Source organism: Dietzia sp. 111N12-1 (assembly GCF_001658045.1).
Classification (GTDB): Bacteria; Actinomycetota; Actinomycetes; order Mycobacteriales; family Mycobacteriaceae; genus Dietzia; species Dietzia kunjamensis.
In genome coordinates this window covers 132336-155936 of sequence record NZ_LSSV01000071.1, presented here as the reverse complement: position 1 = coordinate 155936, position 23601 = coordinate 132336, and the positions used below count along the sequence as shown (strand labels likewise).

The window sequence follows — 23601 nt, the reverse complement described above, 5'->3', positions numbered from 1 at the left end:
GTGGTGGCGCTGCCAATGGGGTCGCCGCTCTCCAGGACTCCGCGCGGCTGATCGTGCAACCGCTCCTCATCGTGGCCGCGGCCGTGGGCGTGCTGTGGTGGGCGTTCTCCGGCGAACTGGACGAGACACAGAAGGCCTCGCTCAACGCCGCCTCCATCACCCAGCGCACGCTCGAGCACGTGCAGATCACGGTGACGGTCGTGGCGATCGTCGTGGCGGTCGGCGTGCCGCTGGGGATCCTGCTCACCCGCAGGCGCACGCGGTTCCTCGCACCCGTGGCGGTGGGGTTCGCCAACATCGGCCAGGCGGCGCCCGCGATCGGCCTGATCGTGCTCCTGTTCCTGGCCACCAACCGGACAGGGTTCTGGATCGGTGTGCTGCCGGTCGCGTTCTACTCCCTGTTGCCGGTGCTGCGGAACACCATCGTGGGGATCCGTAACGTCGACCCCGCACTCATCGACGCGGCGCGCGGACAGGGGATGTCGAGCGGACGGGTCCTGCGCACGGTCGAATTGCCGCTCGCGGTGCCGTTCATCCTCGCCGGCCTGCGCACCACCCTCGTGCTGGCGGTGGGCACGGCGACGCTGAGCTTCCTCGTCGACGCCGGCGGGCTGGGGATCTTCATCGACACCGGATACCGGCTGCAGGACTACACCACCCTCGTGGTCGGCTCGGTGCTGGCGGTGTGCCTGGCGCTGTTCGTGGACTGGCTCGGCGGGGTCGGCGAGATCCTGTTCAATCCGAAGGGGCTGCGATGACCGGCACGATCCCCGCGCGCGCCGGGATGAGGCGGGCAGGGTTGACACGAACAAGGCGCCTGGTCGCCGCGCTCCTGGCCACCGTGATGCTGGCGACGGGATGTGGGCTCAACAACGGCGGTTCCGTCCCGCTGCCCGTGGGCCCCGGCCCCGAGGGCACCGTCCCCGCGCTGGAGGGAGTGCGCATCACGGTCGGCGGCAAGGACTTCACCGAGGGCGTGATCGCCAGCTACCTGGTGGAGTTCCTGCTGGCGGCCGCGGGGATGGAGGTGTCCGACATGTCGTCACTGGCCGGGTCGAACAGTTTCCGCCAGGCGTTGGTGACCGGGCAGGTCGACATCGGCATGGAGTACACCGGCACCGCGTGGATGAGTTACCTGGGCAACTCCGACCCCATCCGCGATCCGCAGGGGCAGTGGGAGGCGGTGCGTGACGCCGACCTGGCCGAGCACGACCTGAGGTGGCTGGCCCCCACCACCGTGGACAACACCTACTCGTTCGCGATGAACCGGGCCACCGCCGAGGAGACCGGGGTGCGCACGTTCTCCGAGTACGCCGAGTTGGCCCGGACCGATCCACAGGCGGCCCTGACCTGCATGGAGACCGAGTTCTCCGTGCGTCGCGACGGTTGGCCCGGGCTGGCGGAGGCCTACGGGTTCGACGCGGACGCCGTGCCCACGCCGATCATGCAGCCGGGGATCATCTACCAGGCGACCTCGGTCGGCCGGGAGTGCCGGTTCGGCGAGGTCTACACCACCGACGGCCGGATCAAGGGCCTGGACCTGCTGGTGTTGGAGGACGACCAGCGCTTCTTCCCCGTCTACAACCTCGCGACGGTGGTCCGCGGTGAGATGCTCGACGCGCACCCGGAGATCGAGGACGTCCTCGCCCCGCTGGTGGACATCCTCACCAACGAGGTGATGGTGGAGATGAACATGCGCGTCGACGTCGACGGCGAGGATCCCGCGCTGGTCGCGCGCGATTTCCTCGAGGACCGGGGGCTGGTCTCGGTGGAGTGACCCGGCGCGTGCCCCACGCGGCCGGATGCGCCCGCCCGCCCGGTGACACACAATCGGGTACCACTACCAGGAGGTGCCCTGTGTCCAGGAGGTCGATCGTCTCGCTGCCGCGGACGGCCGCGCGACTACCGCGGATGATCCCCGACCTGGCGCATCTGCCACCCGGGCGGATCGTCACGCTCGCGGACGGTGTCACCACGAAGGTCCACGACACCGGCGAGGAGCACCTCGCACCGGCGATCCTGCTGCACGGGATGGCGGCCACCGGGATGCTGAACTGGTACCAGACGTTCGAACGACTGCGGGGCGAGTACCGACTCATCACGTTCGACCAACGCTGGCACGGCAAGGGCTTCCACGGGGATTTCCGGTTCGAGACCCTCGCGGAGGACGTGCTGCGGGTCGCCGACCACCTCGACCTGGCGGCGCCGGTCGTGGGCGGCTACTCGATGGGCGGGATCGTCGCCCAGCTCGCGGCCCGCCGCGACCCCTCCCGGCTCGGTGGCCTCGTGCTGGCCGCCACCGGGACGGGCGCACAGCGCAATGCCCTCGAGAAGGTCGCACTCAGCGGGTTCACCCGCTCCCAGCCGCTGCTCAACACCGTTCCGGAGGAGGTCGGCGAGGTGGTGGAGGAACAGGTCGACGACGAGGCGCTCAGGCCGCACGCGTGGGCGCTGCGCGAGTTGTCGTCGGTCTCGCTCGCCACGCACCGCACCGTGATCGCCCAGGTGGCCGGGGTCAACTCGACACCCTGGCTCCACGAACTCACCCTGCCCGTCGCGGTGGTCAAGACCACCCGTGACCTCGCGTTCCCGCAGTGGATCCAGGACGAGATGGCCGATTTGCTGCCGCACAGCGCCGTGTTCCCGATCCACGCCGGCCACGCAGTCTGTGCCACCCACCCCGGCACGTTCGCCCGCCGGATGCGCACCGCGATCGGCTGGGTCGTGTCGAACGCGCGCTAGAGCGCCGAGTACCGCACCGCGGTCACCACGAACACCACCAGGGCGATCACGCCCAGGACCACGCCCGCCAGTGCGCGACGTGGGTTCGCATCGTCGTTGGTGAGCCAGCCGGTGGGCCAGCGGGCGAGCAGGCCGAACGCGACGGCCATCAGGCCCGCGAGGAACGCGATGATGTTGAGCACCGGCACCCACGAGATCACCAGGGCCCCGACACCCAGCACCAGCGCCCGGGTCCCCAGGTCCATGCCGTCGGACGAGCGCCTGCGTGGCGAGGCGGCCTCGGAGCGGGGGCGGAGCGGCATGAGTGCAGCCTAGTCGCCGGGGCGTCCCCGCTGGTCGTCCAGACGAGCGACCCGCCGGCCCCCGGCGGTCTGCCGGTACGAGGATTCGACGAGTTCGGCCACCTCATCCCAGTCCGGTCCACGGCCGCCACCGTCCACTCCACCGTCCAGCGGCAATGCCAGCCAGCCGGCCGGCCCGTAGTACGCCGGGACGTGGAATCGCTCGTCCTGCGCCAGCGCCGCGCGCTCCCCCGGATCCGGCAGGAACAGGAGTGCCCGGGCCAGGAGGGGGTCCGAGTGATCCCCCTTGACCGAGCCGCCGTACACCGCGAACACCTTGGTCGTGTACCAGGTGGGCCGGCCGTGCGAGATCTTCTCGCCGGCGTCCGGCAGCGCGAGGCACACCTCCCGCAGACGCGTCGGCAGAGGATCCGCGGCGTCGAACATGATCGGATGACCCACACGGCCGAGACTACGACCGCCGACCGCATCATCCCGGGCGAACGGTCGCCGAAACCCGCCGCGGGCCGACTCAGCCCCCGAACTGCCCCGCGACGAACCCCGCCAGCAGCACCGCGAACCCGCCCATCTCGCCGACGATGAGCGCCACCATGCCGATGTGCAGCGTCGCCGTGGGGTGCTCGAACTGGTTGGTCGTGTCCCTCCGCGCGCCGTGGAGGATGTAGCTGCCGATCGCCACCAGGAAGAAGAAGACCACCACCGCGGCCGCTGTCAGGTTCACCCAGGTCGGCCAGCTGCTCAGCTCGACGAACGCGGCGATGAGCAGCGTCGCGAACGAGTACAGCAGCGAGGCCCGGTGCGCGATGTCGACGTACGGGTGGGCGAGATGATCGGCGGTGGTGGCCATCTGCCGGTACTTCCACACCCCCAGGCCGAGCGCCAGCAGGAAGAGGAGACCCGCGGCGAGCAGGGTGAGGCGCGTGTCGAGGCCGAGTTCCATGGATCCTTCCGAAGTGCACTTGACAGCAGGGCGTGATTTGTATGCTTCACGACCATAGGACAGCACGCTGACCTGCGCGCTCGTTCGCGCGCGATCGCACACGGGAGGCCTCATGGACGCGCAGGTGGTGCACGCCGCGGCAGTGCAACTGGAAGGCGTGCCGGGGCGCGTGGACCTCACACTGGGTCGACTGGAGAAGATGATCGTCGAGGCCGCCGGGCGGGGCGCGCGCCTGATCGCGGTGCCGGAGTTCTGCACGTCGCCGGTGCCGATGCGCGGGCGGGTCCACGACGCGGTCCTTCCGCGCGAGAACGTGGCCGTCGAGATGTTCCGACGCCTCGCCGCACGCCACTCCGTCACCGTCGGTGGGTCGATGCTCGTGGCCGACGACGACGAGGTGTTCAACCGCTACCACCTGGTCGAGCCCGACGGACGCGTGCACATCCATGACAAGGACCTGCCGACGATGTGGGAGAACTGCTTCTACACCGGCGGCGGCTTCTACACCGACGGCAGCGACGACGGGGCGTTCGACACCGGGCTCGGCGGGGTGGGGGTGGCGAGCTGCTGGGAGCTGATCCGCACCGGGACCGTGCGCAGGCTCCGGGGGCGCGTCGCGGTGGCGGTGACCGGGACCCACTGGTGGACGGTCCCGGACAACTGGGGCGGGCTGACCCGGCGAGCGCTCGGTTCGCTCGCGCGGTACAACAGGGACCTGTCGGAGAACGCGCCGGCGGAGTTCGCCCGGCGGCTGGGCGCGCCCGTGCTGCAGGCCTCCCACTGCGGGACGCTGCGGTCGGATTTCCTCTTGTTGCCCGGTTCCGACGCATCGGTGCCGTACGCCACGGAGTTCGTGGGCGCCACCCAGATCGTCGACGCCTCGGGCACGGTCCTGGCCACCAGACGCACGGACGAGGGGCCCGGGATCGTCTACGCGGACGTGCCCCTCGGAGCCACGGACCCCGTCACGCCGCTGGAGGACCGGTTCTGGATCCCCGACCTGCCTCCGCTGCTACGCGGGTACTGGCACCAGCAGAACGTCGCGGGCAGGAGCTACTACCGCCGCCGAGGTCGCGTAGCCGGGCTGCGCGCGGCGCATCACAGGTGCACGTCGTTGTAGGCCCGCTCGTCCTCGATCGGCTCGAGGTGTGTGGTGATGTGCGAGCTCGGCAGGACCGCGTGGATCTCCTGCTCCACGGTCTCCACGAGGTCGTGCCCGCGTTCGACGCTCCACTGACCGGGCACCAACGCGTGGAACTCGACGAAGCGCCACCTGCCCGACTCCCTCGTCCGCAGTTCGTGGAAGTCGACGCGGCCGGGTTCGCGGTGGCGTTCGAGGACCTCCTCGATCGCCCGGTTGTCCTCGTCGGGGAGCGTGGCGTCCATCAATCCCATCCCCGATTCGTGTACCAGTCGATAGCCGATGAACAGGATGTTCAGTCCCACGCCGATCGCGACGATCGGGTCGAGCACCTCCCAGCCCGTGGCCCACGCGAGCGCCAGGCCGGCGACGACGCCGACCGACGTGATGACATCGGTGATGAGGTGTTTGCCGTCGGCCTTGAGGGTCGGTGACCGGTGACGGGTGCCCGCCCGCACCAGCGCCACACCCACCACGCCGTTGATCACGGCGGCCACCACCGAGATGGCCAGGCCGACACCGAGTGCCTCCAGCGGTTCCGGATTGATCAGCCGCTCGACGCTGACGACCAGGATGAACGCGGCGGCGACGAAGATCATCGCGCCCTCGACACCCGCGGAGAAGTACTCGGCCTTGGAGTGACCGTACTGGTGGTCGTCGTCGGCCGGGCGCTCGGCGACCGTGATGGCGCCGAGCGCGATCACCGCCGCCACGAGGTTGACCACGGACTCCGCGGCGTCGGAAAGCAGGCCGACCGAACCGGTGACCCACCAGGCCGCGATCTTGAGCACGATGGTCACGATCGCCGTGGCCACGGACAGCCACGCGAACTTCCTCAGAGTCGACACGTCCCAGCAGCCTAGTCCCGCACGCAGGAGACCTCCTGCCCGTCGCCCGTTGTCGGTAGGCTCGGTGTCATGCATGTGGGACTGGCCTGGCTCGGAGCAGCGGTGTTGCTCGCCGCCGGAGAGGCGGCCGGGGGCGAGCTGTTCATGCTCATGCTCGCCGGCGGCGCCCTCGGCGGCTCGGCCGCCTCGTTCCTGGGCGCGCCGGTCTGGGGGCAGGCCCTGGCGTTCGCCCTCGTCTCCCTCGTCCTCGTCCTGGGGGTCCGCCCCCTCGTCCGGCGGCGCCTGCTCGCCGCGCTTCCCGAGCACGACACCAACACCGCCGCGCTCACCGGCCGGGACGGCACCGTCGTCGAGGCGATCGGCGCGGGCGGCGGACTGGTCGAGATCGCGGGCGACACCTGGACCGCGCGTCCGCTCCTCGAGGGCGAGACGTTCGAGGCCGGGGACAAGGTCCTCGTGCACCAGATCGAGGGCGCCACGGCGATCGTCGTGCGTGGCATCTAGAAGGCGCTGGTCTTTAGCCAGCGGACACGCACGACAGCATCGGAGGGAACCATGGAAGGCTTGATCTTCCTCGCCGTCATCGTCATCCTCATCGCCTCGGTGGTGGTGAGCTCGGTCAAGCTCATCCCCCAGGCGGAGGCCGCCGTCATCGAGCGGCTCGGCCGTTACCAACGCACCGTGAGCGGCCAGCTCACGCTGATCATCCCGTTCATCGACCGGGTGCGCGCCAAGGTCGATCTGCGCGAGCGGGTGGTGACCTTCCCGCCGCAGTCGATGATCACGGAGGACAACCTCACCCTGAGCATCGACACGGTGGTCTTCTTCCAGGTCACCGACCCCAAGGCTGCGGTCTACGAGATCAACAACTACATCGTGGCCGTCGAACAGCTGGCCACCACCACCCTGCGCAACGTCGTCGGTGGGCTCACCCTCGAGCAGACGCTCACCAGCCGCGACATGATCAACAAGCAGCTGCGCGGGGTGCTCGACTCCGAGACCGGACGCTGGGGCCTGCGCGTGGCCCGGGTCGAGCTGCGGTCCATCGATCCGCCGATGTCCATCCAGGAGTCGATGGAGAAGCAGATGAAGGCCGACCGCGAGAAGCGCGCCACCATCCTCACCGCCGAGGGACAGCGCGAGGCCGCGATCACCACGGCGCAGGGTGCCAAGCAGGCAGCCATCCTCGACGCCGAGGGCAACAAGCAGGCCTCGATCCTCAACGCCGAGGCCGACCGGCAGTCCCGCATGCTGCGCGCCCAGGGTGAGCGCGCAGCCCGCTACCTCGTGGCCGAGGGCCAGGCCGCCGCGATCGCCCGGGTCAACGCCGCGGTCAAGTCCTCCAAGCCCACGCCGGAGATGCTGGCCTACCAGTACGTGCAGAACCTTCCGGAGATGGCCAAGGGCGAGGCCGCCACGATGTGGATGATCCCCTCGCAGTTCGGCGATTCGCTGGAGAACTTCGTCAAGTCCGTCGCCAAGAAGGACGACGACGGGGTGTTCCGCTACGAGCCGGCCGACGTCGACTCCGATGCCGATCTGCCGTCGGCGCCCGACGAGTGGTTCGACACCTCCACCGACCCGGAGATCGCCCGGTCCGTGGCCGCCGCGGAGGCGGCGGCCAAGAGTACGACCTCGGTGATGGACGAGCAGCCGAGCCGGCCCAAGCCCAAGCCCGGCGTGTTCGACATGGTCCCGGAGTCGGAGGGTGGCGTGGCGCCCGACAGCCCCTCGCAGTCGGCAGGCCAGGACACCCCCGCGATCGGCGGGCCTCAGGCTCCCGGGCCGGGGCAGCCGTCCGGGTTCGACCAGGCCGCTGACCAGCGGTCGGGCGAGGGTGCCTACCCCGTCGATGGTGGCGACCAGCCCCGGCGGTGACCCCCGACGGGTGGCATTCCGCGCAGCCACCTCGGCCGGGCGTCGTAACATGGGGGCGTGACTCGTAACACTGGCCTGGGTGGTGGCCGCGCGCCTGACGCCGAGGATGTCCGGTTGATCGAGACGGCGTCCGCGGTGTTCGCCGAGCGTGGCATCAAGGGCACGAGCACCGACGACATCGCGCGGGCGGCCGGTGTCACCCGCGTGACCCTGTACCGGCGTCTGGGGCCGCGGGACGACATCCTCCGCGCCATCTACGCCCACGAGGCGCAGCGCCTGATGATGACCGTCAACGCGCGCTACACGCCCTTCGAGTCCCTGCAGTGGGACCCGGTGAGGCACATCGAGGACCTGCTGGTCGGGACCGTCTTCGACATCCGGCAGAACGAACTGCTACGTCGGCTCGTCGAGGTCGACAAGGTCGAGGCCATGGCGTTGCTCGCGGGCCAGTCCGACACGGTCCTGGACGCGATCACCGAGATCCTCGCCCAGTTCGTCCGAAGCACGTGGAACGCGGACGTCCACACCCGCCAGATGGACGACGAGGAGTGCGAGCAGCTCTCCCGCGAGGTCGCCAGCGTGGTCGGCCGGTTCCTCCATTCACTGGTCGTGATGACGGACGGCCCGCCCGCGGTCGACACGGAGGAGCAGATCCGGGCACTGGCCCGTCGCGTGCTCGTGCCGATGATCCTGCAGCGCTGAACGCTGCATCTCTCTACAGCCCCGCGGGGAGCTCCTTCGCGCCGAGTTCGTGGGCCAGCGCGCTCTCCAGCCGGGGGTGTCGGAAGCGGTGGTCCGCGCCGGCGAGCGCCTGCGGCAGGATCCGCTGACTGGCCAGGGCGAGCTCGTCCGAACCCCGCCCGCCCAGGACGATCGCCGGGGCCCACCCGGGTACCGGGACGATCGTCGGGCGCCGCAGGACCGAACCGAGGACACGGGTGAACTCGGAGTTGGTGACCGGTTCCGGGGCGGTGGCGTTGACCGGGCCCGTCACCTCGGGGTCGACGATCGCCCGCAGGTAGATGTCGGTGAGGTCGTCCAGCGAGATCCAGGACATCCACTGCTCTCCCGAACCGAGGCGGCCGCCGAGCCCGGAACGGGTGATGGCGGCCAGCGGCGGGAGCATCCCCCCGGAACCGGACAGCACGATGCCCGTGCGCACGTTCACCACCCGGGCCCCGGCGAGACGTGCGGGCTCGCAGTCGCGCTCCCAGTCGACGACGATGTCGGCGACCGGACCGGAGCCGGGAGCGGAGTCCTCGACGAGCCGCTCGTCGCCGCGGTCGGCGCCGTAGTAGCCGATCGCCGACGCGGACACGAGGGTGGTGGACCCGCCGCGGGCGGCGACGAGTTCGGCGAGACGACGGGTGGGGCCCACGCGACTGTCGCGGACGAGTTCGAGATGCCGGTCCGTGAAGCGCCCAGCGATGGGGGCACCGGCGAGATGGACCAGGACGTCGACGCCCTCGAGGAGGTCAGCGGCGGGATCGCCGGTGTCCCAGTGGCGCTCCCCCGGGCCACGGGCGTCGCCGCGGACGAGGCGGATGACCCGGTGTCCGGCGACCCCGAGCAGCGCGGTGAGGGCGGTGCCCACGAGGCCCGACGCGCCGGTGACGGCGACGGTCAGAGCGCGGTTGTCGTACCGGGCGAGGCTGTCGAGGTCGGCGGCCATCTGGCGGTACCGGTAGGCGAACACCGGCGAGAGCATCCGGCCGGGCACCCGGGCGTCGATCCTGTCGCCGAGCAGGGCGGTGCCGTCCGGACCGGCCGTCACCGTATGCGTGTGGACCCATCCGGTCGTCGCGGCGTACGGCTGGGACACGCAGCGGTCGACGAACCGCTCACCCTCGATGAAACCGGCGGGGTCGTGCTGCGCGAGCCAGCGGGGTCCGAAGCGGACTCCGAGAGGTCCCGGCAGCGCCGTACGCGGTTCGAGGACCGCCACGCCGTCCCGCAGTGAATCGGCCTCACTCACCGGTCGCAGCGGCATGAACGGGGGCGAGAGCCGGCGGAAGGCGCCGGGCGAGGCGAAGTAACGCCACGCCTCGTCGGGGGTGGCCGGAACCGTGCAGGTGAGATCGATGCTCATCGGGTGCTCATCACGGCAGGAGGCAGAGCGGGGTCACGTCGCCGCGGCCGCCCGCCATAGGAACGGTGAGGAAGGCGCATGACCACCAACCGCGGTCCTCGATCACATCGCGGACGGTGGACCACTGCTCGGCGTCGAGGACCGGCTCGCGACTGAGCACGAACCCGGACGACCGCGTGGGGTCGCCCACGATGGCCAGCGAGTAGTCGTCGGCCAGGTAGGTGATCCGGTAGTTGACGGGTCCGTTCTCGTCCTGGAACGGGACCATCGGGAAGTTGACCCGGAGCGAGGCGTTGGTGTCGGTGTCGCGGACCTTCGCCTCGCCCTCGATCACCGAGTCCGAGCTGATGGCCGAGCCGCACGAGTTGCGCACGGAGACCGTGCCGGGCGCGGTCACCGCGTACTCGGCCCTGGTGTCGTTGGTGCACTGCAGCGTGTAGGGCTGCGGGATGGCGGCGACCTGGAACCACTCTCCCTGGTACCGCTCGAGGTCGACGGAGTCGACCTGGGTGAGCTCGGGTCCGCCGAGGGAGCCCACGGCGACACCGTCGGGCAGGAGCTGCGAGGAGCCGCCGCCGAGGCGTCCGCCGTCGGTGACGTCCTGAGCGCTGGCCACGGGGGCGGTGCCCAGGCCCGCCGCGAGGAGCGGCGCGACGGCCAGGGCCGTCACCAGGCCTCGCAGGCGGGACCGGGACGGGCCGGAGCGGGGGCTGGTGCTGGTGCGGGCGGCGGTGCTGGTGCGGGCGGTGGTGCTCATGCGTGGATCTCCTCGGTCGTGGTGGGGCCGGCGCCGTGGTCGCCGGTGAGGCGGTCGGGGTCGTCGGACGCGGAACCTGCGGTGGCGCCGCGGCGGGTCTGTCCTCGCGGGTCACCCGGCCACCACACCTTGTCCCCCACGAGGGTGAACAGGGCGGGCACGACCAGGGTGCGCACGACGAAGGTGTCGAGCAGGACGCCGAGGGCGACGATCACGCCGACCTGGGTGAGCACGATCAGCGGAAGGACGCCGAGGACCACGAACACCGAGGCGAGCACGATGCCGGCGGAGGTGATGACGCCGCCCGTCAACGCGACGGCGCGGACCATCGCCTCCCTGGTGGCGTGGGTGGAGGCCTCCTGGCGGGCCCGGATGGTGAGGAAGATCGAGTAGTCCACGCCGAGGGCCACCAGGAACAGGAAGCTGTACAGCGGCACCGACACGTCCAGGCCGGGGAAGCCCAGGATCTGGGTGGTGACGAACGTGCCGAGCCCGAGAGCGGCGAGCGACGACAGCACGGTCGCCGCCATGACCAGCAGGGGCGCGACGACCGACCGCAGGACCAGAACCAGGACGACGAACACCACGAGCAGGATGAGCGGCGCGATCAGGGTGAGGTCCCGCAGGTTGCCCTGGGACGTGTCGACGGCCTCGGCCACCGACCCGCCCACCAGCGCCTCGGCACCGGGGACCGTGTCGACGGCCTCGCGGAGCGCGATCACGCTGTCCTCCGACCGGTCGGTCGCGGGCGCGGCGTCGAGGACCACGGTGACGCGGCTCCATCCCGTCCCGGACTCGCCGGCCGGGCGGGCGGACACGACACCCTCCACATCCCGGACCACCTCGGTGATCTCGCCCTCGGTGCCGGTGCGGGTGAGCACGGTGACCGGGTCGGTGACGCCGGCCGGGAAGTGCTCGGCGGCGGTCTCGAGCCCGGCGGCCGCCTCGGAGGGGGTACGGAACTGTTCGGTCTGGCTCAGGCCGATACGCGTACCGAACAGGCCGAGCGACAAAACGGCGAGGAGCAGGACGCAGGAGACGAGGACCGTCACGGGGCGCTTGACCACGCGCGCGGCGACGCGGCCCCAGACGCCCGGCGGGACGTCCTCGTCGAAGTCCCGCGGGGTCACGGGGGCGCCGTCGTCGGTTCGCGTGCCGGCAGGTCCCTCGTGCGGGCGCGGGATGAACGGCCAGAACAGGCCGCGGCCACACACGGCCAGGGCGGCGGGCAGCGCGACGAGCGCGTAGACCAGGGCGACGAGCAGGCCCACCGCCGCGGAGGCGCCGAGCGATCGGTAGTTGGGCAGGGCCGCCAGGAGCAGGGTGAGCAGGGCGAGCACGACCGTGACGTTGCTGGCGATGATGGCCGGGACCGCGCCCCGGTACGCGTCGCGGAGGGCGGTTCGACGATCCGAGGTCTTGCGGAGTTCCTCGCGGTAGCGGGACACCAGGAGCAGGGCGTAGTTGGTTCCGGCACCGAAGACGAGGACGGAGACGATGCCGGAGGTGGACCCGTCGACGGTGAAGTCGAGTGCTTCGCCGACCTTGGCGACGAGCAGCGCCGCGACGCGGTCGGCGACACCGATGATGATCAGCGGGACGAGCCACAGCACCGGTGAGCGGTAGGTGACGATGAGCAGTACCGCGACGACCAGGGCCGTGGCCGCCAGGAGTCGGAAGTCGGCGCCCTCGAACGCGGCGGCGGTGTCGGCGGCGAACCCCGGGCCGCCGGTGAGCTGGGCGCTGATGCCCTCGTCGAGACCGTCGGCGACGGCGTCCCTCATCTCCGACACCAGGTCGCTGGCCGCGCCCCCGGAGAGGAACTGGGCGTCGACCGGCACCAGCATGAGGGCGGCGGCGCCGTCCTCGGACGGGATGGGCCCCTCTGCGGGAGCACCGACGACCTCGGCCATGCGCTCGCCGGCGCCGACGGCCGCGGCGATGCCCTCGGGCCCCAGTTCGCCGCCGTCCTCGCGGGTCACCACGAGGACCGCGGGGACGGACTCGGACCCCGGGAACTCGCGCTGGATCTCGGAGACGAGGGCGGCCTCGGAGTCGTCCGGGAGCGTCTGTGGCCCCTGCGACGAGCCCTCCGAGGAGGCGAAGGCGAACACCGCGCCGCTCACGAGGAGCACGACCACGAGCATCAACCACGCGGAGAGCTTGCCCGTGACGACGCCGACCCACCCGTCGGCCGACCCCGACCGCCCCGTCGACCCTGACTTCTCTGCAGCCGAGCGCTCAGCTCTCATCGGTTCCCTTGTCTTCACACGTCGTATTCGGAGAGGAACGCCTCGAGGATGGTGGTGACCTCGTCGGGACGTTCCATGCTGGGCGAGTGCCCCGCACCGGGGATCTCGCGATAGCGCGAGCCCGCGATCAGCTCGGTGATCCGCCGGGACTTGTCCGGGGGCGTGGCCGCGTCCTCTGACCCCACCATGACCAGCGTCGGGGCGATGATGCGGATGGCCTCGTCCTCACACGGGTCACGGTCGGCGACGGAGTCGATGGCCTTGACCAGCCCCACGCGATCGGTGCGCTCGAGCTGGGTCATCCACTCCTGGACCCAGGGGGCGTCGAGATTGCCCTCGGCCAGCATGATCGGCGCCACCCGCGCACGCAGGGGCTTCATGCCGGCGACGCGGTACACCTTGGACAGCGTCTTGTACTTGCTGCGGTTGGCCGGCTCCTCCGCGGTGGCGGCGGTGTCCATGAGGGTCAGGGTGTGCACGATCTCCGGGTTGCGGGCGGCCAGGCGCATCCCCACGAACCCGCCCATCGACAGGCCCACGAAGTTCACCACCGGGATCTGCAGGTGCCGCAGGAGTTCGGACACGTCCACCGTCAGGGTGTCCATGTCGTAGCCACCCATGGCCCGCGGGGAGTTGCCCTGACCTCGGAAGTCGATCGTCACGCACCGGAACTTCTCGCGAAGGTGGGCGATCTGGTGCTGGAACATCCAGCCCGAGAACAGCAATCCGTGGGCGAAGAACACCACCGGGGCGTCCTGGCGTCCCGCGGGGGCGCCGGTGTCCGTGTAGGCGATCGTCGTGTGACCGCGCTGGAAGGTGGGCATCGTGGCGTTCTCCTGCCGTGCTCTCGCGGCCGCCTGGAACGGCCTCTACGGTCGTACGATACGACGCCCGCCCGGGCGCGAGGCGGCCTCGAGCCGATCCGACGTGCGGTCGGCCGACATCGTCACCTCAGGGTGACCAGTCGGCGCGGGTCGTCGGGCCCGGCCGCCCGCTCGAGGTGCTGGTGTTCGTTGACCGCGATACACGTCATCCCACCGCGACCCACCACGACCCGGGCGGTCCCGGTGTTCACCGTCACGCGCTGCAACCGGGTCCACAGCCCCACGACCCCCTCGGGGTCGGCGAGGAGGCCGGCGACCGCCAGGGAGATCGTGCCGGCGGAGGAGACGACGACGGTCGTCCTGCCCGTCCCGGACCTCGCGGCGGCGTCCGCCAGGGCGTCGTCGGCGTCACGCCGGTACTCGGCGAACGCCTCGAGCCCCGCCCAGTGTCCGAGGGCGGCGTCGAGTTGACGCTGGAACGCCTGCTTGGCCTCGTCGGAGGCACCGGCGGAGTCGAGGGTCCCGTGCTCGGTGGTCAGGCCGGCCACGCGGGCGGCCTCCAGTACCGCGTCGGCGTCGTACTCGGCCCAGCGCTCGTCGACCTCCACGGCGACGTCCTCGGCGGCGTCCCGGTCGTGGTGGGCGCGCAGGCCGGCGAGCAGGCCCTCCGCCGTCTCGCGCTGTCGGCGCAGGCCACCGTGGATGATCACGTCGGGCCGCAGCCCGCGGCCGGCCATGTCCTCGCCGGCCAGGCGCGCCTGCAGGTGACCGGTCTCCGACAACCGGTCGTAGTCGCCGCTGCCGAACGAGGCCTGCCCGTGGCGGACGAGGTGGATGGACCCCATCAGCGCCCACCACCCGTCGTGCCGGTGGGTCGCCCGCCGATCACGGGGAGATCGCCGATCACCGGCAGGCCTCCGAGCAGACCCGTCACCTTGCCCCGGACGTCGTGGACGCCCCCGGCGAGCAACGGGAGCACGACCCGCGGGACGCCGAGCAGTTCCGGGACCACGTCCCGCGGGGAGACCCTGGTCGGTGTGAGGCGACCGTCGCCCGTGCGGATGATGCGCAGGCACCGCTGCTCGAGGAACGCCACTCCGGGTCGGAAGGCGCGGAACGCCGGGTTGGTGGTCTGCCCGTGGAAGTAGCGGTGGTTGATCTGCTGGGCGATCACGGCCAGGCGGAACAGACCGAACACCTCGTAGAAGCGCCACTGCTCCGCGGTGATGTCCAGTCCGGCCCGGCGGGCGTACCGCTCGACGACCTGCTTGCGGGTGAGCATCCCGGGCGCGTGGGTGGGCTGGCGGCGGAACGCCTTGAACAGCGGGCCGTCGTCGTCTTGCACCCAGTAGGCCAGTGCGCCGCCGAGGTCCATGAGCGGGTCGCCGACGGTGGCCATCTCCCAGTCCAGGACGCCGATGACGTGGGTGACGTCGTCCGGGTCCAGCACGAGGTTGTCGAAGCGGAAGTCGTTGTGCACCAGGCAGTGGCCCACGTCGTCGGGCTGGTTGGCGTGCAGCCACTTCATCACCGGCGCGAAGTCGGGCACGTCCGGGGTGCGGGCGCGACGGTAGCGGGCGGACCAGCCCTCGACCTGGCGGCGCACGTATCCCTCGCCGCGGTCGAGGTCGCCCAGGCCCGCGGCCCCGACGTCCACCGAGTGGAGGTCGGCGAGCGCGTCGACGGCCGCCTCGGCGAGATGCCGGGTGGTGACCCGGTCCATGAGCAGTTCGCGGGGCAGCTCCTTGCGCAGGATGGTGCCCTCCATCCGCTCCATCACGTAGAAGTCCGAGCCGATCACCGAGTGGTCGCCGCAGAACCCCACCATGCGCGGCACCAGCGGGTACACCGGTCGCAGCGCCGACTGGACGCGGTGTTCGCGCTTCATGTCGTGGGCACCGCGGGCCTTCGTCCCGGCCGGCGGGCGGCGCAGGACCAGGTCCGCGCCCGGGTAGCGCAGCAGGTAGGTGAGGTTGGACGCGCCACCGGTGTACTGCCGGACCTCGGGGATGACCGGCTCGTCGTCGTCGCCCAGATTCACCCCCGCCAGCACGGTCGGGTCGTCGGGCGCGATCGACCGCAACCACGCGGCCACGGCCTCGACGTCGAACGCGTCCTCGCGGCGCACCGCGTCGGTTCCCGGGACGCGGCGCCGCAGGGCGGCGTCGCGGTCGGGCGTGCCGTCGCGGGCGGTCATCGGGTCGCTCCGGTCTTCTCGGTGCCACCGGTGGTGGCGGCGTCGCGGTAGGGCGCGAGCAGGGCCCGGGCGACGACGCCGAGGTGGACCTCGTCGGGGCCGTCGGCCAGTCGCAGCGACCGCGCGGTGGCGTACGCCCCGGCCAGGGGGAAGTCGTCGCTCATGCCGCCGCCACCGTGGAGCTGCAGGGCCATGTCGATCACCTGCTGCGCCATCTTCGGAACGGCGGCCTTGATGGCGCTGACCTCCACGGCGGCCTGTCCCTCGGTGTCGAGCTTCCAGGCGGCGTGCTGGACCAGCAGGCGCGCCTGGTCGATCGCGATGCGCGCCTCGGCGAGACGCTCACGGTTGCCGCCGAGGTTGACGATGGGTTTGCCGAAGGCCACGCGACCCGAGGCACGGCGGCAGGCCAGGTCCAGGGCCATCTCGGACAGGCCGATCAACCGCATGCAGTGGTGGACGCGGCCGGGCCCGAGGCGGCCCTGCGCGATCTCCGCGGCCTTGCCCGGACCGGCGATGATGCTGGACACCGGCAGTCGCACGCCGTCCAGGGTCACCTCGCCGTGGCCGAGCGGTTCGTCGTAGACCCCCTGGGCGGTGAGCATGCGCTCGACGCGGACCCCGGGGGCGTCCATCGGCACCAGGACCATCGAGTGGCGCAGGTAGCGGTGCGCGTCCGGATCGGACACGCCCATGAAGATGCCCACCTTGCAGTCCGGGTGGCCGACGCCCGTGGACCACCACTTCCGGCCGTCGAGGACGACCTCGTCACCCTCGATACGGGCGGTGGCGGCCATGTTCGAGGCGTCCGAGGAGGCCACATCCGGCTCGGTCATGAGGAAGGCGCTGCGGATCTTCCCGTCCAGTAGCGGGTCCAGCCACCGGTCCTTCTGCTCCTGGGAGCCGTACTTGAGCAGGACCTCCATGTTCCCGGTGTCCGGGGCGTTGCAGTTGAACACAAGCGGGGCGAGGAACGAGCGGCCCATCTCCTCGGCGACCGGCGCGTAGTCGGTGTTGCTCAGGCCCGTGCCGCCGTGGGTGCCGTAGCGCTCGGCGTAGGGCCCCTCGTGTCCGGCCGGGAGGAAGAGGTTCCACAGTCCCTGCTCGCGGGCGCGGGCCTGGAGCTCCGGGACCCGCGGATCGACCGCCCACGGATCCTCCCCTGCCAGCCGGCGCCGGGCGATGTCGGCGTGGATCTCCGGCTCCACCGGGGCGATGTGGGTGTCGATGAACTCGCGGACGGCTGCGGTGAGCTCAGCGGCGCGGGGCGAGGAGGAGAAGTCCATGGGTTCATCGTGGCACAGCCCGACGAACGGGTCCCGGCTCCGCGGCGTCTCCACGTGCGGGCCGGGGCCGGGGGTCGCGCGCGGGCCCGCCGACGGGTGACCCACAATGGCGAGACGGAGACCCCCTCCGCGACCCGCCCGGCCGGTGGGTCGTCACAGCGAGAGCGAGACGCCCGACGATGCTGCCGGACACCGAGGGTTGGTTCCGACGCCGGAGCCTGACCGCCCGGGACTTCGACGCCGCCGGGGTGGCCGCGGCGAAGGCCGGCCGACGCCTGTCGGTGGTCCTGCCCGCCCGCGACGAGGAGGCCACGGTCGGCGCCATCGTCACCGCGCTGCGCGAGCACCTGGTGGAGGCGGTGCCGCTGCTCGACGAGATCGTCGTGATCGACTCCGACTCCACCGACGACACCGCGCGGGTCGCCCGCGCCGCCGGCGCCGTGGTCCACGCGCAGTCCGAGATCCTGCCGGAGTGGGGGTCGGTCCCGGGCAAGGGCGAGGCGTTGTGGAAGTCCCTCGCGGTGACGACCGGGGACGTGGTGGCGTTCATCGACGCCGACCTGCGCGACTTCGACCCGACCTTCGCCGTGGGATTGCTGGCCCCGCTGGTCCTGGATCCGTCACTCGGCTTCGTCAAGGGGTGCTACGACCGACCGCTCGCGGACGGCGTCACGGTGGCGCCCTCGGGCGGCGGTCGGGTGACCGAACTCGTGGCCCGGCCACTCATCGACGCCTGGTGGCCGGAGCTGGCGGGGTTCGTCCAGCCACTGGCCGGGGAGTACGCGGCCACCCGGGAGGTCCTCGAACGGATCCCGTTCGCGCGGGGCTACGGCGTCGAGCTCGCGCTCCTGGTGGACGTGTGGGAGTTGGTGGGGCTCGACGCGATGGCGCAGGTGGACCTGGGCATCCGGCGGCACCGCAACTCCCCCGACGACTCGTTGGCCCGGATGGCCGCGCAGATCCAGCTCACCGCGCTGGACCGGTTGGTCCGCGGTGGCCGCGTCACCACGACGGTGCGACCGGATCAGCGGCTCACCACGTTCACCCGGTCGCCGGCGGGGGCCTACTCGCCCACCACCACGCGCATCGAGACCGGCGACAGGCCCCCGATGTGCGAGGTGAGGGTTCAGCCGCGGGCGGGCTCCTGATCCTCGGGGCTGCGGGCATCCGGCTCCTGCCGCGCCCGCGCGCGGCGCCGGTCGCGTAGCACCCACACCGCGAGGCCGACGGCGACCAGGGCGAGTGCCGCGACGACGAACCACAGGTCGTCGATCCCGGCGACCCGGCGCTCGATGGCGGCCTGCAGGTCGAACTGGGCGTCCACGCCCATCACCGAGCCGAGGGCCGCGGTGCCGTCGGTGAGGATGAACAGCAGTCCCACCGCGATGAACAGCACCCCGGCGATGAGTGAGGTGGTGTGCGTGCGGACGGGCCCCAGGGTGACGTCGCGACCGCGGATCCATCGCCGACGCGACACGCCCAGCCGGTCCCACGCCAGGGCGAGCACCGCGAGCGGGACGACCATGCCGACCGCGTAGGCGCCCATGACGGCCGCACCGTAGGCGGGCGAACCCCCGGCCATCGCCAGGGTGAGGACACCGCCGAGCAGCGGGCCCGAGCAGAATCCGGCGAACCCGTAGAGGGCGCCCAGCGCGAGGACGGCCACGGGGCCGCTGCCGGTGACGCGGGACGAGGCGTCCGAGAGTCCGGGGAGCCGGAAGCCGCCCCCGATCGCGGTGTAGACACCCAGGGCGACGACGACGAGGCCACCGATCAGCGTCACGGTCCCGCGGTGGACGGTGAACAGCGAACCGATGGCCCCGACCCCCGCCCCGAGCGGGACCAGGACGATGGCGAGGCCGAGCAGGAACAGCCCGGTCCGGGCGAGGAGCACCCGGCGGGTGCCGAAGGCGTAGGCGAAGAAGGCGGGCAGCAGCAGGGCCGAGCACGGGCTGAGGATGCTCAGGACGCCGCCGAGGAATCCGCCGATCAGTCCGATCTGTTCGGTCATCGGGCCCACGTCACCCGTCGAGTGAGCTGTCGATGACGTTGCGGAACGTCTCCGTGGAGCGGGCGCCGATGATGCCCGTTCCGTTGATGAGGAACGTCGGGGTCGAGGTGGCACCGAGTGCGGTGGCCGCCTCGTAGTCGGCCCGGATCGCCTCGTCGTACCGGTCGCTGGTCATGTCCTCGCGGAAGCGCTCGATGTCGGCGACGCCGGCCTCGCGGGCGTACCCGACCAACTTCTCCTCGCCGAGGTCCGGATGACCGCGGTCGGGGGAGTCGGCGAAGACCACCTCGGTGAACTCCCAGAACCGGCCCTGGTCGGCGGCGGCGCGGCCGGCTCGCGCGGCGGCCATCGACTGCTCGCCGAAGATCGGCAGGTCCCGCCATTCGATCCGCAGCTCGCCGCTGCCGACGTATTCCTCGACCAGGGCGGGCTCCACCTCGCGGGAGAACTTGGCGCAGAACGGGCAGCGGAAATCGGTGTACATGGTCATCACGACCGGCGCGTCGACGGGCCCCATGGCCATCGGGTCGCCCTCCTCGAAGCGCGCGATGCCCTCCATGGACTCCGGACCGGGAGCCTGTTCCGGGCTGGTCTGCCGATCGTCGGACACCTCCGACGTCCCCGCGGCGGACCCGTCGGCGGACGGTTCGCCCCCGCCCACCTCGCGGGCGAGGAGGATCGCCACGAGGGCGAGGAGTACGGCCACCACGAGGGACAACGCGATGACCGGGACGCTCGGACGACGGGACACTTCGGGGCTCCTGCGGGTGCGATCGGGGATGGGACCGACCCGCGAGCGGGCCACTTCCTACTACGTTGCATAGTAGTTCGCGTCGGTGGCGCGATGTCAACCCGCCAGCGCGGAGCACATCCCCAGCACGAGTGCCGTCGCCGCGGCCGCGGAGACCGCCGCCGGCGAGACCGCGTGCACGAGCGCCAGCGCGAGACCGGGCCCCGTCCCCCGGGGTCCGGCCGGCACCGAGGACAGGACGGCCACCCGGCCGGCGGGGGCGCCGAGCTCGCCGAGGGCACCGCGCACGGCCGCCGCGCCGCCGGCGCCGAGCGCGGCCCGCCGGTCCGCGGCCAGCTCGGCGAGGACGGACACCTCCGCTGCTGCTCGCCGCAGCAGGGGCACCGGCGAGAACACCGTGCGCAGTGCCGCCGCCGACGTCACCGCGACGTGGTGACGTCCCCGCAGATGCGCGATCTCGTGGTCGAGCACGGCCCGTCGGCGCTCCTCGCCGAGATCCCACAGGGCGGTGGAGGCCACCACCGTCCCGCCGGGCGAGGCCGACCCGCGTCGCCCCACGCCCGGGAACCCGCGCGTCGCCGCCCCCGGCAGTGCGTAGGCGACGGGTTCGTCGTCGGCGATCCACCACACCCGTACCCCGTCGACGTGGTCGGTGGCCTCGACCAGTGACCGCAGCGACCGGGCGTGCGCCCGCGCCGAGCGCCGGGCCCGGGACATCGCCGCCACGACCACCGCGACCGCGGACACCGCCGCCACCACGGCCACCGCGACGACCACGCCACGGACGGCGGCCGGCCACACGCCGCTCGCCGCCGGATCGAACATCGTCGCGCACGCCGTGACGGCGGTGGCGGCGGGCGCGAACCCCCTCAGCGGCTGCACGTGCATCACCACCGGGGCGGCGACGAGCAGGGACACGAAGACGACGCCGGTGCCGATCCAGGCACCCAGCGCGACGCCCGGCCGCGCCGCCGCATCCACGGCGCGACGCAGGTAGGCAGGGCCGGCGGCGCCGACGACCAGCGCCGCGAGCAGCATCCCGATGCCCATCAGGTGTCCCCGCCGCCGCGGAGGCGCGCGGTGATCCTGCGGAGCACTCCCGCCTCCTCCGGGGCCAGGTCTCCACCCTCCCTCGAGACGAAGTGCAGGAGGAGCTTCTCCGCGTCGCCACTCGACCGGAGCAGTTCCCCCAGGGCGTCCGCGCCGAAGTCCTCGCGGCTGCGCGCGGGCCGGTACCGGTACCCGCGTCCGACCTTCTCGCGCGTCACCGCCCCTTTGTCGTACAGGTGCGCCAGGACGGTCATCACGGTCGTGTAGGCCAGCGGCCGCCGGTCCGCGAGCCGATCCGAGACCTCGCGGACGGACAGGTCGTCGTCACCCGCGCACTCGTCCCACAGCAATTCGAGGACGGCGGTCTCGAGCTCACCGAGACCGGGCAGCGAATGGGCCACGACAGCGCTCCTCCCGATCTATCTACCAGGGCCGGTGGCGGATACCCCGCCGGTATGCAGACCATGGTGGCATGAACCACTCGTCCGGCGCGTCGGCCGCCCCCCGGAACGCGCCCGCCCCCGAGACCGCGTCCTCCGAGGCCGCGTCGTCCGGGATCGCGTCGTCCGAAATCACGTCGACCCCGGCGGTGTTCGCCCCCGCTCGCGCCGCCCTGGCGGCGCTCGGGACCTTCCTGCTGATCGGCATCCCCACCGACATCCTGCCCAACCCGGTGTTCGGCCGCGAGATCCCCGTCCGCTGGTGGGAGTACCCCGTGCTCGCCGCCACCGTACTGCTCACCGCCGCCTGGTTCGGCATCCGGTCCGCGCGGGAGGCCGGCGTCGGCAGCGCAACCGGGCACCCCGCCGGAGCCGAGCCGTCCGAACGCCCTGCGCTGGTCACCGTGGGCGTGGCGACCGCCTGGTTCGCGGTGGCGTGCCCCGTCTGCAACAAGATCGTGCTGATCCTGCTCGGCACCACCGGCGCGCTCGGGGTGTGGGCCCCGCTGCAGCCGTGGCTCGCGGCCCTGTCGCTGGCCCTCCTGGCCGGCGCCGTGATCTACCGGTGGCGGGCCCGCCCCTGCGCCGATGGCGCCTGCGCGTCCGACGCCTGCGCGGTGCCGCCCACCGGGAGCGGGGACCGCGCTACCGACGCCGGGCGGACCCGCTGAGCATCGGCGTCAACGGCACCACCGGCGGGAACGGACGGGCCTGCAGGCCGGAGACGTCGAAGCCCGCCTCCGCGACGTGCCGGGCGGTGTCGCGGTTCGGGTGGCACCCGCCTCCGAGTCGGCTCCACATGGGTTCGATCCGGTCGGCGACGCGACCCAGTCGACCGTCCGCCCGGACGTGCTCGAGCAGACGCAGCTCGCCGTCCGGGGCGAGCACCCGCCGGGCCTCGGCCAGGGCGGCCGGGACGTCGGGGACGGTGCACAGGACGAGCCCGAACACCACGGCGTCGGCCTCACCGTCGGCGAGCGGGAGCGCCTCCGCCACCGTGTCCACCACCTCGACGTCGACCGCCGCCCGCTGCGCGTGCCGGCGGGCGTACGCGCGCAGGTGCGGGTCCGGTTCGACCGCCACCACCCGGGTGACCTCCGGCGGGTAATGCTCGAAGGTCACCCCGCTGCCGGCGCCGACCTCCACCACCGTGCCCGACAGGCCGTCGACCAGACGACGTCGCGACTCCGCCAGGCCGATCCGCTCCAGCACCGGGCTGGCCACCACCCACGCGCGGGCGAAGAGTGAGGCATCCTTCCGTTCGCGAGACCTATTCATGCGAAGATACGGTACCGGGTATCCGCCGGCCCTGGGGCCGGTCCAGCGATTCCCACCGACACAACGATCCCTACCGACAGAGCGATTCCCACCGACACAGGGAGGTCCGCCGCGATGCGCACGACGACCGGGCTACCGGACTGGGACACGGTCCTGGCCGTGGTCGCCCACCCCGACGACGAGTCCTTCGGCCTCGGCGCGATCCTGTCGACCCTCGCGGCCGCGGGCGCGCGTGTCCACGTCCTCTGCCTGACCCGGGGCGAGGCCTCGACCCTCCACGGGGCGCGTGGAGAGGAGATCGAGGGAGACCTGTCGGTGATCCGCGAGCGCGAACTGCGGGCCGCCGCCGACGCGCTCGGCGCGCAGGGGGTCACCCTCCTGGACCTCCCCGACGGCGGGCTGACAGCGCTCGGTGCGGACGCGATCGACGACGCGGTCGAGCGGGAGATCGAGGCGGTGAGGCCGGACGGGCTGGTCGCCTTCGACTCCACCGGCATCAGCGGCCACCCCGACCACGTGGCCGCCACCGCGGCGGCCGTCCGCGCGGGCGAGCGCCACGACCTGGGGGTGCTGGCGTGGGTCCTCCCCGACGCCATCTGCGCCACGCTGGCGGGCGAGGGGTACGCGGGATTCCTCGGACGCCCGGCCGACGAGATCGACCTGGCCCTGACCGTCGACCGTGCCGCGCAGCTGGCCGCGGTGGAATGTCACCCCAGCCAGGCCGTCCCGGGCAGCGTGCTGTGGAGGAGACTGGAACTGCAGGGGGACACCGAACACCTCCGGTGGCTCCGCCGCCCCTGAGAACCGTGCCCGAA

Annotated in this window: 26 protein-coding genes; 10 read left to right on the top strand and 16 right to left on the bottom strand. The window is 72.1% G+C overall.

The annotated features are described in order from the left end of the window. Positions 1-47 precede the first annotated feature (47 nt). From AYO52_RS15130 to AYO52_RS15120, 3 genes are all read left to right on the top strand, one after another. Entirely contained in the window at positions 48-758 is a 711-nt protein-coding gene (locus tag AYO52_RS15130) for an ABC transporter permease (RefSeq protein ID WP_067719194.1), read from the top strand. Then, entirely contained in the window at positions 755-1777 is a 1023-nt protein-coding gene (locus AYO52_RS15125; RefSeq protein ID WP_241261202.1) for a glycine betaine ABC transporter substrate-binding protein, read from the top strand. Before AYO52_RS15130 ends, AYO52_RS15125 begins: the two co-directional genes overlap by 4 nt. 80 nt (positions 1778-1857) lie before the next feature. Continuing rightward, positions 1858-2742, top strand: a complete 885-nt coding sequence (locus tag AYO52_RS15120; RefSeq protein WP_253702204.1) for an alpha/beta fold hydrolase — start codon at positions 1858-1860, stop codon at positions 2740-2742. Here AYO52_RS15120 and AYO52_RS15115 read toward each other — a convergent pair. From AYO52_RS15115 to AYO52_RS15105, 3 genes are all read right to left on the bottom strand, one after another. Further along, positions 2739-3044, bottom strand: coding sequence for a hypothetical protein (locus tag AYO52_RS15115; protein ID WP_067719096.1), 306 nt, complete (start codon positions 3042-3044; stop codon positions 2739-2741). The two genes, AYO52_RS15120 and AYO52_RS15115, sit on opposite strands and share 4 nt — an antisense overlap. A 9-nt stretch (positions 3045-3053) precedes the next feature. Further along, positions 3054-3485 (bottom strand): MmcQ/YjbR family DNA-binding protein, encoded by a 432-nt coding sequence (locus tag AYO52_RS15110; protein ID WP_067719093.1) that lies wholly within the window; start codon positions 3483-3485, stop codon positions 3054-3056. A 70-nt stretch (positions 3486-3555) separates the two neighbouring features. Further along, positions 3556-3984 carry a hypothetical protein gene (locus tag AYO52_RS15105; protein WP_067719090.1) on the bottom strand — a complete coding sequence of 143 codons (429 nt, stop codon included), beginning with the start codon at positions 3982-3984 and terminating at the stop codon, positions 3556-3558. 112 nt (positions 3985-4096) lie between these two features. On the opposite strand from AYO52_RS15105, the gene AYO52_RS15100 reads away from it, so the two are divergent. Further along, the gene (locus tag AYO52_RS15100) at positions 4097-5104 is read left to right on the top strand and encodes a carbon-nitrogen hydrolase family protein (protein WP_241261203.1); all 1008 of its coding nucleotides are present in this window, start codon (positions 4097-4099) and stop codon (positions 5102-5104) included. Here the strand turns inward: AYO52_RS15100 and AYO52_RS15095 are convergent. After that, entirely contained in the window at positions 5083-5973 is an 891-nt protein-coding gene (locus tag AYO52_RS15095) for a cation diffusion facilitator family transporter (protein WP_067719088.1), read from the bottom strand. The genes AYO52_RS15100 and AYO52_RS15095 overlap by 22 nt on opposite strands. 69 nt (positions 5974-6042) lie before the next feature. Here AYO52_RS15095 and AYO52_RS15090 point away from each other — a divergent pair, with 69 nt between their 5' ends. From AYO52_RS15090 to AYO52_RS15080, 3 genes are read left to right on the top strand one after another with little or no spacing between them, the layout of a single operon-like run. Then, on the top strand, positions 6043-6477 hold the full coding sequence (locus AYO52_RS15090; protein WP_067719085.1) for an NfeD family protein: 435 nt from the start codon (positions 6043-6045) through the stop codon (positions 6475-6477). A gap of 51 nt (positions 6478-6528) precedes the next feature. Further along, entirely contained in the window at positions 6529-7851 is a 1323-nt protein-coding gene (locus tag AYO52_RS15085) for an SPFH domain-containing protein (RefSeq protein ID WP_067719082.1), read from the top strand. A gap of 57 nt (positions 7852-7908) precedes the next feature. After that, positions 7909-8553 (top strand): TetR/AcrR family transcriptional regulator, encoded by a 645-nt coding sequence (locus tag AYO52_RS15080; RefSeq protein WP_067719079.1) that lies wholly within the window; start codon positions 7909-7911, stop codon positions 8551-8553. A 13-nt stretch (positions 8554-8566) separates the two neighbouring features. On the opposite strand, the gene AYO52_RS15075 is transcribed toward AYO52_RS15080, so the two are convergent. The 7 genes from AYO52_RS15075 to AYO52_RS15045 all read right to left on the bottom strand — a co-directional run bounded on the left by AYO52_RS15075 (position 8567) and on the right by AYO52_RS15045 (position 17256). After that, positions 8567-9940: a TIGR01777 family oxidoreductase gene (locus AYO52_RS15075; RefSeq protein WP_067719077.1), complete on the bottom strand. Its 1374-nt coding sequence runs from the start codon at positions 9938-9940 to the stop codon at positions 8567-8569. 10 nt (positions 9941-9950) lie between these two features. Then, positions 9951-10697, bottom strand: a complete 747-nt coding sequence (locus tag AYO52_RS15070) for a lipocalin family protein (protein ID WP_082924061.1) — start codon at positions 10695-10697, stop codon at positions 9951-9953. Beyond that, the gene (locus AYO52_RS15065; protein WP_082924060.1) at positions 10694-12949 is read right to left on the bottom strand and encodes an MMPL family transporter; all 2256 of its coding nucleotides are present in this window, start codon (positions 12947-12949) and stop codon (positions 10694-10696) included. The genes AYO52_RS15070 and AYO52_RS15065 overlap by 4 nt, the downstream gene beginning before the upstream one ends. 14 nt (positions 12950-12963) lie before the next feature. Beyond that, the gene (locus AYO52_RS15060; protein ID WP_067719074.1) at positions 12964-13773 is read right to left on the bottom strand and encodes an alpha/beta fold hydrolase; all 810 of its coding nucleotides are present in this window, start codon (positions 13771-13773) and stop codon (positions 12964-12966) included. 122 nt (positions 13774-13895) lie between these two features. Continuing rightward, on the bottom strand, positions 13896-14618 hold the full coding sequence (locus AYO52_RS15055) for a histidine phosphatase family protein (protein ID WP_067719071.1): 723 nt from the start codon (positions 14616-14618) through the stop codon (positions 13896-13898). Further along, on the bottom strand, positions 14618-15970 hold the full coding sequence (locus AYO52_RS15050; protein ID WP_067719068.1) for a phosphotransferase family protein: 1353 nt from the start codon (positions 15968-15970) through the stop codon (positions 14618-14620). The genes AYO52_RS15055 and AYO52_RS15050 overlap by 1 nt, the downstream gene beginning before the upstream one ends. After that, positions 15967-17256 carry an acyl-CoA dehydrogenase family protein gene (locus AYO52_RS15045; protein ID WP_067719066.1) on the bottom strand — a complete coding sequence of 430 codons (1290 nt, stop codon included), beginning with the start codon at positions 17254-17256 and terminating at the stop codon, positions 15967-15969. Before AYO52_RS15045 ends, AYO52_RS15050 begins: the two co-directional genes overlap by 4 nt. Before the next feature lie 179 nt (positions 17257-17435). On the opposite strand from AYO52_RS15045, the gene AYO52_RS15040 reads away from it, so the two are divergent. After that, a complete protein-coding gene (locus AYO52_RS15040) occupies positions 17436-18404 on the top strand; it encodes a glucosyl-3-phosphoglycerate synthase (protein WP_067719063.1) in 969 nt (322 codons plus the stop codon). Here AYO52_RS15040 and AYO52_RS15035 read toward each other — a convergent pair. From AYO52_RS15035 to AYO52_RS15020, 4 genes are all read right to left on the bottom strand, one after another. Further along, entirely contained in the window at positions 18383-19267 is an 885-nt protein-coding gene (locus AYO52_RS15035; protein ID WP_067719060.1) for a cytochrome c biogenesis CcdA family protein, read from the bottom strand. The genes AYO52_RS15040 and AYO52_RS15035 overlap by 22 nt on opposite strands. A 10-nt stretch (positions 19268-19277) precedes the next feature. Further along, entirely contained in the window at positions 19278-20018 is a 741-nt protein-coding gene (locus AYO52_RS15030; protein WP_216635339.1) for a thioredoxin domain-containing protein, read from the bottom strand. A gap of 96 nt (positions 20019-20114) precedes the next feature. After that, positions 20115-21068 (bottom strand): M48 family metalloprotease, encoded by a 954-nt coding sequence (locus tag AYO52_RS18425; protein WP_067719057.1) that lies wholly within the window; start codon positions 21066-21068, stop codon positions 20115-20117. Then, positions 21068-21469, bottom strand: a complete 402-nt coding sequence (locus AYO52_RS15020) for a BlaI/MecI/CopY family transcriptional regulator (RefSeq protein WP_253702202.1) — start codon at positions 21467-21469, stop codon at positions 21068-21070. The genes AYO52_RS18425 and AYO52_RS15020 overlap by 1 nt, the downstream gene beginning before the upstream one ends. A gap of 71 nt (positions 21470-21540) precedes the next feature. On the opposite strand from AYO52_RS15020, the gene AYO52_RS15015 reads away from it, so the two are divergent. Next, positions 21541-22179 (top strand): hypothetical protein, encoded by a 639-nt coding sequence (locus AYO52_RS15015; protein ID WP_067719055.1) that lies wholly within the window; start codon positions 21541-21543, stop codon positions 22177-22179. Here AYO52_RS15015 and AYO52_RS15010 read toward each other — a convergent pair. Continuing rightward, positions 22154-22786: a class I SAM-dependent methyltransferase gene (locus AYO52_RS15010; RefSeq protein WP_067719052.1), complete on the bottom strand. Its 633-nt coding sequence runs from the start codon at positions 22784-22786 to the stop codon at positions 22154-22156. The two genes, AYO52_RS15015 and AYO52_RS15010, sit on opposite strands and share 26 nt — an antisense overlap. Positions 22787-22900: 114 nt before the next feature. Here AYO52_RS15010 and AYO52_RS15005 point away from each other — a divergent pair, with 114 nt between their 5' ends. Next, entirely contained in the window at positions 22901-23587 is a 687-nt protein-coding gene (locus AYO52_RS15005; RefSeq protein ID WP_067719049.1) for a PIG-L deacetylase family protein, read from the top strand. The last annotated feature ends 14 nt before the right edge of the window (positions 23588-23601 follow it).

Bases quoted from the DNA above. Each gene is read 5' to 3' on its own strand.
- AYO52_RS15125 (WP_241261202.1), top strand. From the start codon at position 755: ATGACCGGCACGATCCCCGCGCGCGCCGGGATGAGGCGGGCAGGGTTG.
- AYO52_RS15115 (WP_067719096.1), bottom strand. From the start codon at position 3,044: ATGCCGCTCCGCCCCCGCTCCGAGGCCGCCTCGCCACGCAGGCGCTCG.
- AYO52_RS15105 (WP_067719090.1), bottom strand. From the start codon at position 3,984: ATGGAACTCGGCCTCGACACGCGCCTCACCCTGCTCGCCGCGGGTCTC.
- AYO52_RS15100 (WP_241261203.1), top strand. From the start codon at position 4,097: ATGGACGCGCAGGTGGTGCACGCCGCGGCAGTGCAACTGGAAGGCGTG.
- AYO52_RS15090 (WP_067719085.1), top strand. From the start codon at position 6,043: ATGCATGTGGGACTGGCCTGGCTCGGAGCAGCGGTGTTGCTCGCCGCC.
- AYO52_RS15085 (WP_067719082.1), top strand. From the start codon at position 6,529: ATGGAAGGCTTGATCTTCCTCGCCGTCATCGTCATCCTCATCGCCTCG.
- AYO52_RS15075 (WP_067719077.1), bottom strand. From the start codon at position 9,940: ATGAGCATCGATCTCACCTGCACGGTTCCGGCCACCCCCGACGAGGCG.
- AYO52_RS15070 (WP_082924061.1), bottom strand. From the start codon at position 10,697: ATGAGCACCACCGCCCGCACCAGCACCGCCGCCCGCACCAGCACCAGC.
- AYO52_RS15065 (WP_082924060.1), bottom strand. From the start codon at position 12,949: ATGAGAGCTGAGCGCTCGGCTGCAGAGAAGTCAGGGTCGACGGGGCGG.
- AYO52_RS15060 (WP_067719074.1), bottom strand. From the start codon at position 13,773: ATGCCCACCTTCCAGCGCGGTCACACGACGATCGCCTACACGGACACC.
- AYO52_RS15055 (WP_067719071.1), bottom strand. From the start codon at position 14,618: ATGGGGTCCATCCACCTCGTCCGCCACGGGCAGGCCTCGTTCGGCAGC.
- AYO52_RS15050 (WP_067719068.1), bottom strand. From the start codon at position 15,970: ATGACCGCCCGCGACGGCACGCCCGACCGCGACGCCGCCCTGCGGCGC.
- AYO52_RS15045 (WP_067719066.1), bottom strand. From the start codon at position 17,256: ATGGACTTCTCCTCCTCGCCCCGCGCCGCTGAGCTCACCGCAGCCGTC.
- AYO52_RS15040 (WP_067719063.1), top strand. From the start codon at position 17,436: ATGCTGCCGGACACCGAGGGTTGGTTCCGACGCCGGAGCCTGACCGCC.
- AYO52_RS15035 (WP_067719060.1), bottom strand. From the start codon at position 19,267: ATGACCGAACAGATCGGACTGATCGGCGGATTCCTCGGCGGCGTCCTG.
- AYO52_RS18425 (WP_067719057.1), bottom strand. From the start codon at position 21,068: ATGGGCATCGGGATGCTGCTCGCGGCGCTGGTCGTCGGCGCCGCCGGC.
- AYO52_RS15015 (WP_067719055.1), top strand. From the start codon at position 21,541: ATGAACCACTCGTCCGGCGCGTCGGCCGCCCCCCGGAACGCGCCCGCC.
- AYO52_RS15010 (WP_067719052.1), bottom strand. From the start codon at position 22,786: ATGAATAGGTCTCGCGAACGGAAGGATGCCTCACTCTTCGCCCGCGCG.
- AYO52_RS15005 (WP_067719049.1), top strand. From the start codon at position 22,901: ATGCGCACGACGACCGGGCTACCGGACTGGGACACGGTCCTGGCCGTG.